General features: G+C 37.7%; 5 protein-coding genes. All 5 read right to left on the bottom strand.

The window, feature by feature from the left end:
* Positions 1-207: 207 nt before the first annotated feature.
* A complete protein-coding gene (locus tag IEO70_RS13055) occupies positions 208-1,557 on the bottom strand; it encodes a HAMP domain-containing sensor histidine kinase (RefSeq protein WP_190998813.1) in 1,350 nt (449 codons plus the stop codon).
* Positions 1,558-1,780: 223 nt separating this feature from the next.
* Positions 1,781-3,175, bottom strand: a complete 1,395-nt coding sequence (locus IEO70_RS13050; protein WP_190998812.1) for a HAMP domain-containing sensor histidine kinase — start codon at positions 3,173-3,175, stop codon at positions 1,781-1,783.
* A 189-nt stretch (positions 3,176-3,364) separates the two neighbouring features.
* On the bottom strand, positions 3,365-3,991 hold the full coding sequence (locus tag IEO70_RS13045; RefSeq protein ID WP_190998811.1) for a VC0807 family protein: 627 nt from the start codon (positions 3,989-3,991) through the stop codon (positions 3,365-3,367).
* A 160-nt stretch (positions 3,992-4,151) separates the two neighbouring features.
* Positions 4,152-7,352 carry a coiled-coil domain-containing protein gene (locus IEO70_RS13040; RefSeq protein ID WP_190998810.1) on the bottom strand — a complete coding sequence of 1,067 codons (3,201 nt, stop codon included), beginning with the start codon at positions 7,350-7,352 and terminating at the stop codon, positions 4,152-4,154.
* Positions 7,349-7,978 carry a hypothetical protein gene (locus tag IEO70_RS13035; protein WP_190998816.1) on the bottom strand — a complete coding sequence of 210 codons (630 nt, stop codon included), beginning with the start codon at positions 7,976-7,978 and terminating at the stop codon, positions 7,349-7,351. Before IEO70_RS13035 ends, IEO70_RS13040 begins: the two co-directional genes overlap by 4 nt.
* Between the last annotated feature and the right edge of the window lie 12 nt (positions 7,979-7,990).

Here is a 7,990-nt window from a genome sequence, read left to right as displayed (position 1 = left end):
TCTTAAGATTGGGCATTTTTTGAAATCCACTTGTTTTCTCCTTACTTTTCTTCGCTACTTGCTTCGTTTAGTTTTTTTATTTTCACAGAAAAAACCGTCACCGGTCCTTTTGGTATTGCTCATACTCATGAATTTGCAGTCAGTTTCAGATGAATACTATTTTTATAATTTCCTAAAAAAAAGCGGAGGGGAAGCCCCTCTGCTTTTTTAGTCTATTTCAATGCAGGGAAATGTCATATTGACAGTTGTTCCTACACCCAGTTCACTTTCAATCTTCATTTCTCCTCCATGAAGAATCATCAGTTTTTCTACAATCGACAAGCCGATGCCTGTTCCGGATTCTTTACGCGAGCGTACTTTATTGACGCGTACAAACCGATTAGTGATGATGGAGAGATGCTCTTTGCTGATACCAACTCCGTTATCGGAAATTGACAATGTACAAACATCTCCTTGTCTGCTGAGCTTCAGTTCAATACAAGGATTTTCTTTCGAATAACGAATGGCATTCTGAACGATATTTTGAATGATTTGCTCGATTCTTTCTTCATCGCCTTCGATTACGACATCATAATCCAACAGCATCTTAAACTGAATTTGTTGCTGTTGAAAAATAGGCTCATATTTCATCATGATTTCTTCAATGCTCTGCGCAAAAACAATTGGCTGTTTGTTCAACTCAATAGCATTTGCATCGAGCTTAGTAAAATCCAATAATGCTTGGATAAGTTTTTGCAGTCTGCTCGTTTCGCGATCGATGAGCCTGTAGCTTTTGTACTGCTCTTGCGGATCTTGGATTAGTCCATCGAGCAAAGCTTGATTATACGTTTTTATGTATGTCAGCGGTGTTTTAATTTCATGGGATATATCTTCTAAGAACTCTTTGAGACGCTTTTGATTTATTTTTAAAGCTGTGGACATTTGATTAAATACATCGATAATTTCACCGAGCTCATCCTTACTGTTCTTCCCTATTTTTATGTCAAAATTGCCGCTTGAGACTTCTTTCGCAGCTTGTTTAATTTCTTGTAATTGATCGTCCGACCGTCCAAATGACTTCTTAGCGAACCAGAATGTCATTAAGGCTACAACCATTGCCAATAAAGCACCGATTAGTGAAATGCATATTGATTTTATAGACGGATTATTGACAGGCAGATATGTAACCAAAAGATGTTCTACCTTTCCGTTTTCCTCAATCGGATAATAGAATGCCAAAACATTAATCTGAAAATCTGTTGTCTTCAGATTTTTCACGATATAATTACCCTTTTCTATTTCTTGTTGCTCACTATAAGAAAGCACATCATCCGGATTCACATAAGATGGGACATTGGCGATAAAATCGTCTACATCTTCAAAGTAATAACATCTCATATTTATTGCTCGGGATGTCCATTCGATTGCTTCCTCAATATTTTCAAAATCCTCTTCCATGTACTCAAATAGCTCAATCACAGATTTTTCTATATAGTTTTCATGGAACTCTAAGTAGAACGCTCTATAAAGCCATCCTCCAAGGCAAAATGTGAAGAGACCCATAGTAATCAAAAACAAGGCGGATTTTCCCCTGAAATTAGAAGCTCCCCTACAATTCGCTATAAATAGTGATGTCTTTCTCATAAATCTTACACCTTTCTAACCTATTCAATCCGTACACAATCTAATTCAAAGTAGCAAAAAAATTTGTTGAATTTATGAAGTAAATTTTATTTTTTCGTTCATTTATTACAGAAGCTATACGAAGAGGGGCGTCTCACGAGACGCCCCTCTCTTTCATCTATTCATCTAATGCCATACAAGGAAAAATCAACTTAAACGTCGTACCGACACCAAGTTCACTTTCAATCTTCACTTCACCATCGTGTAAAGTCATCAATTTTTCTACGATGGACAATCCAATACCTGTTCCGGATTCCTTGCTAGAACGTACTTTCTTGACACGCACAAAACGATTGGTTATGACAGCAAGATGCTTCTCGCTGATGCCGATTCCATTATCTGCGATGGATAGTATGCACTTGTCTCCTTGTTTCTCCAGTTTCATTTCAATGCGCGGATTTTCCTTTGTATAGCGAATCGCATTTTGAACGATGTTTTGAATGATTTGTTCAAGCCTATCTTCATCACCATCAATGATGACGTCATAATCGAGGTCCATCTCAAATTGAATCTGCTGTTTTTGAAAAATCGGCTCAAACTTCACCATCATCTCTTCTATTAATTGGGCAAAGACGATAGGTTGTTTGTAAAGATCAACAACATTCGCATCCAGCTTCGTAAAATCTAGTGACCTTTGGATCAATTTTTGCAGTCTGTTTGTCTCACGGTCAATGAGCAGATAGCTCTTATACTGCTCTTGCGGATCTTGGATGATCCCATCCAGCAAGGCTTGATTGTAGGTTTTAATATACGTGAGAGGTGTTTTGAGTTCGTGAGAGATATCATCAACAATTTCAATGACACGTTCTCGGCCTGTCTTTAAGGCAGTGGACATTTCATTAAAAATATCAAAGATTTCCCCAAGTTCATCCTTACTGCTCTTCAAAAGCTTCGCATCAAAATTCCCTTTCGATACTTCTTTAGTAGCCCTTTTGAGGTCCTGCAATTGATTGTAGGATTTTCCGAACGATTTCTTAGCGAAATAAAAAGTTACAAACGCTACCATCGTCAGGATTAAGACTATCCGCAACGGCATGCCGAACGGTGTCAGCTGCGGATTATTGACAGGCATATATGTAACCAAGAGACTGTCTATGTTACCGTTTTTAATAACGGGGTAACAAATCGTCAACATATTAACCCCAAAATCCTTCGTTTTATAGTTTTTTACGATATGATTGCCTTGTTCCAATTCTTTTCTATCACTAGCTGATATCTTTATTTGCTCCGCATCTGAAACAGACGGGACATGCGTGTTAAATCTATCTATACTTTCAATCTCATGTACATGCATGTTCAATGTTTGAGATACCCATTCGATTGCTTCATCCTTATTTTCATAATGATTGTCCATGTATTCGAAAAGCTTGACAACAGACTTCACAACATATTTTTCATGGTAATCTAAATAAAATGCCCTAAATACTCCCCATCCAATAAAGAAAACTAAAAGGCCCAAAACTACCAAGAAAAAAGCTGATTTTTTCTTCAAACTGTCGTTAAATTTCATCATTCATTCTTCATCCTATGTGGAATTTGTTTGATCGTCATATAAACTCTTTTTCTATTACCGTAAAATAACATTATCAATATAACAAAAAGGATGTTGATTTTATGAAATAAAAAGCAGTTTTTTCATTTTGTTAAGTAGATCACAAAATAATGATGATAAACAATATCTCTAATATATTTTGTTGTATTTTCAATGTAAAGGAGCAGTTTTTCCCAAACGAAATTGTTTTACTTTTCTCATTAAAAGAGCGATTAACACACCATTGATTGCGAAAAATATCCCACTTGAAATACGCAGCATCAGTAATATGAACGTATACTCTATTGCGCCATCCATGTATAGATAGAAGCCCTTTATCAGCCCACTGGCAGTATTTTGAACAATTGAGATGATTGTCATAAAAAGAACAAATTTATAAAGGTCAGATTGTCGAAAAAAATCCATGCTCTCTTTGCGGTCATACCCCATCGACACCGCAATATCGACAATAAAATATAATGGCAATGGCCGCTTTATGAGTAACAGCACCAGGATGATAAGAGCATATCCGATGCTTATGTACATTTGGTTTCTGAGCATATTTTCCATGTTTCCAGAAAGAATATCCACGAGGCCACCTAATAATAAATTGAACAAAAGAAAAAATCCGAATAAATTAAATCGTTTTGAGAGAATAAAAATGGTCACCCCGTAAATGAACCCTGGAACAGTCGATAATAATATCGCATAATAATCGCCTAAAGCGTCCTTGCCAACGTTCCAAATAACCATCGGTAAAAATAACGTGAATAATAAATCGATCCAAAACCTTTTCACAAGCTCGCCCCTTAATTTCAAGTGTGATATTTTTTGTAAATTATGTAAAAATCATTCTAACAGAAATATAAAAGATTTAACATCTTAAGAACAGAGGGTTTAAACAAGAATGCCCCCAATTCATACATTGGAGGCACAGTTCAATACTATTTTTCTATCATTACTTCATTTTCACACCAATTACTTTGCTTTTTGGTATCGCAGGATTGTGGTCGATAATAAAGGCTTTTCTAAAGCGATTAATATACGCTTCCTCATGAGACTTCGGAGTAAGAATAATTAATTTACGTTTTAATTCATGTACATATAAATCAAACACCTTAGATTTTCGTTCTTCATCAAGCGCGCTGTCAAATTCATCAAGTACGATGAATCCAGGTGATATTTCGAGATTTTGTAGGAGTGCCAGTGCAAACAGCAAAGAACTTAATGACTCCTCACCGCCTGATACGCCTTTGCCGACTCTGCCGCCCCGAGCTTTAATACTCACATCCTCCATCGTTCCTCTATGTCCTTCTTTCCGCGCTTTAATGAATAGTTCAAAATGTGTTCGACCTTTCTTATCCTCATGTGAATCCCAACTTATTTCCCCTTGAAATTGGAATTGACTCATATAAGCTGTAAATCGTTTTTGAATTTCCAGCACGCGCATATTGATTGTCGTTTCTAGTTGATCCTTCAGTTGCTCCGTACGTTCCTTATCGCTTTCAAGCAAAATTTGGGATTGTTGAAACTCTCTATGCAAACGATTATATTCCTCTTCCGCCTTCTCAAAATTCTCCTCGGCAGCAGGATCAATATTACTTTCAGTACGAGCACTATTGAAACGAATTTCCCCGTTTTGAAGTTGTTGCTTCAGAATGCGTTCAGAGAACTTATCCATAGCAACATAATGAGAGGAAAATTCTTCATACAATTCCGGTATTACAGCTTTTAATTCCTCTAATTGCCCTATCATTATAATAAGCTCTTGCTGCGTCAAATCCAATTCTTCTTTACAGTCTCTTGCTTGCCTTTCAATGGAATTAATATTTTTTTGTACCCCTGTAATTTGACCTTCTGTATCCTCAATATGTTTTTGCTCGGCCTTCATCTTTCTGTCAAAATGAGAGATTTGGCGTTCAAGTATCTCCAATTGATTGCCAGAGTAGTTTATCTTTTGCTTAATTAATTCCAACTCTGCTTTGAATTTCATTAGCCGCTCATACTGTTCTTTCCTATTACCTAGCTTCACATAAAACTCTTTTTCCAGCTGCAACTGCTTATGTTGCTGTTCTTGCTCTATTTGCAAGCGCAACAGTTGCTCTCTTTGATTCTCTAATTCTGCCTTACTGTCCTTCAGTAACTGTTGTCGTTGTAATTCTGTTTGTAGATCATTCACTCTTTGCTCGCGCTCCAATAAATTCGTTATAAAAGCCTCAGCTTCTTTCACGCGCTGAATCACACTATTTAACTGCTGCAGGTGAATTGTTTTATTGCTAATTAATTGTGAAATTTCTTCTAGCCTGTTTACAATAAGACCTATCTGCTTGTTTACCTCTTGCTTACGGACAAACATCGCTTTTTCACTTAAAATATATTTGTCTCTTTCTTGCGGTCCTCTAAGTCCCATCGAATCGTACAATACATCATCTTTGATGTAAACTTCCTTTTCATGAAAAAACTGCTGTAGCCACCATAATGCTTTAAGTGCCTGCGGCTGCAGTTCAGCAGAAAGTTGCTCCCTCACCCTTACTTGCAATTCAGGAATTTCATTCACGTACATTTCAGGAATAATATTCATTAACGGTACATGATACAAATCATTAGGCGGCGTCGTTTCCTTCCCTTCGAAAAACACCGTATACTTAACCGCATTAAACCGATTTTCTAGCTTCACATCTGCAACTGCATCCAACTCTAGCAATTCGCGTAAAGGATACGCCTTTATATTTCTACTTCTAAAAAAGCTAAGTGACTCCTGCTGCCTTTTGGATAAATCGCGTTTTTCCAGTAAGAGCTGTTTTTCAGCCTGAAGCTCATTAAGCATCCTCGTTTTTTCATATTTTTCATTCTTATGCTCTTCAATGGCTTCCTCTAACTGCTTAATCGTTCTTTGGACATTATGGCTGCTCTCATATTGGCGCAACAGTTTCTGATGCTCTGCTTCAAGTTTGTGATCTCGTTCAATTTGATGTCGCAGCTCGGCTATCCGTTCATCATTTTTCTGCTTATTCGCCTCTTGCTTTTGAAGTTGCCCCCTTACTTGATCGAATTGCTCTCCCGTTTCCATCTGTTTTTGCTCAAGAGCCGTCAATAACTGGTACACTTCTTCTTCTGTATGGCGAATCAACTTTTGCTGCTCGGTTATTTCCTCAAGCTCATTCTCTAAGTGCACTTTTTCTTCCAAGTGTTCCTCTTCTTGTGTCTTTAATTTTTCTAAAACCTCATTCTCCTGCTCATAACTTTCATTATTTTGCTCTTTTTCCAGCTTATAATCTTCTAGCTTTTCCTTTTGCAATTCTAATTGAATCAACCACTGAGCTTTATGTTCTTCCGCTTCTTTTATATCTTCCTGCAGCTCGATTAGTAATTCGTCTAAACGTTTAATCTCAAGCTTATAGTGCTGCTCCAATTGCAGTAGCGCTTCAATTGACAATTGTGCCCCTTCACGCAGTCTTTTCTGGTTGTCCCGGAAGCGATCTCGTTCAGTTCGAAGTAAATTTAGATTTGTTCGGTGGTTTTTCACATTCGTATCTGCCACTTGCAAGGTGATTTCAGCTTCCTTCACCTTTTCCATACTTTCTTCCCAATTTTGTTGTGCTTTATTAATGCCGTGCATTTCACTAAAAATACGGAAGCGCTCTTCAGGGTGCATGACAGCAAATTGGTTTACCTCCTGCTGATACCAAATAAGATAGAAAAGGTCCGGATCAATTTTATACTTTTGCTGTAAATCCTTTCGATACGCTGAAAAATTATTGTAACGGTCTCCTGACGTATATTTGATGATACTTTCCCATTGATCGATGACGTCACCGCTAGAAATGTAAAACTCCTTCTTAATTGGCTGTCCAGGTTCCTGGACAATTTTTAATGAAAATTCAATATAAGGAGGCGCATCGATTTTCTGCTGTCCGCCATTATAGAACAATAAATCTATAGATGCCTTCCATATTTGCTCTGGTAATAGATTACGAGATTTTAAACCCTCAATCTCCACTTTGCTAGAATACAAAACAGCTCCCATACAAAATGTTATCGTCGATTTCCCGGACCCATTTGGACCAGTTATCATAATATGTTCATCGATACCTTCCATACCAAGCATTGTCGGACCATAATCCCGAATGCCGGCAAAGCGCATTCGCCATGGAATCATAGCTGATTGCCTCCCTTATATAAGTTATAGCGTTTGAAGAATTTCAGCACTTCTTCCTTATTCAGCTGTGTCGATTGGCTGAACTCCGCCGTCCTGCGCAGAAAGGAATCTGAAAACATATGAGAACCAATCGCTGTCATAACATACGCCCGCTCTTCTGAATTGGTATCATATTCTTCGATAGCGCCAATTCGCTTCAATGGATCGAGATTCGCCAATATCCGTTGATTGGCTTTCGTCGTTTCATGTCCAAACGCGTTTAACAGCTGATCAAACAGCGTGAATTCATGCTGTAAAACTTCCTGCTGATAGAACATATAAAGAAGAATCGCCAAGCTTTCCTTTGAAAGTGTATTGCGAGCTGCTTTGGCTGGCACACGCATCATAGCAATCACCTGATCACGGCGTTCATCATAAATAAGCTGAAAATACCGGCTGACCGCCTGATTGACACGCATTAAAAAAGACTCAAATGCCGCTTCATCATTTTGTATCTTCAATTGCTTCTCGACTTCTTTTCGTGATAAACCAAAGTTCGCCGAGCGAATCGATGCTGATGAAGAAAAAAGAATATTCATAAATACAAGCTCTTCGTTCTCTGACAATATACCTCTTAAAGAAGCCATTGCATTTAACGG

This window comes from Peribacillus faecalis (assembly GCF_014712675.1).
In the GTDB taxonomy this organism is placed as follows: Bacteria; Bacillota; Bacilli; order Bacillales; family DSM-1321; genus Bacillus_AD; species Bacillus_AD faecalis.
Note: the sequence above shows the minus strand (reverse complement) of the source record. Positions and strands in the feature narration are given on the sequence as shown.

Bases quoted from the DNA above. Each gene is read 5' to 3' on its own strand.
- IEO70_RS13035 (WP_190998816.1), bottom strand. From the start codon at position 7,978: ATGGCTTCTTTAAGAGGTATATTGTCAGAGAACGAAGAGCTTGTATTT.
- IEO70_RS13040 (WP_190998810.1), bottom strand. From the start codon at position 7,352: ATGATTCCATGGCGAATGCGCTTTGCCGGCATTCGGGATTATGGTCCG.
- IEO70_RS13050 (WP_190998812.1), bottom strand. From the start codon at position 3,175: ATGATGAAATTTAACGACAGTTTGAAGAAAAAATCAGCTTTTTTCTTG.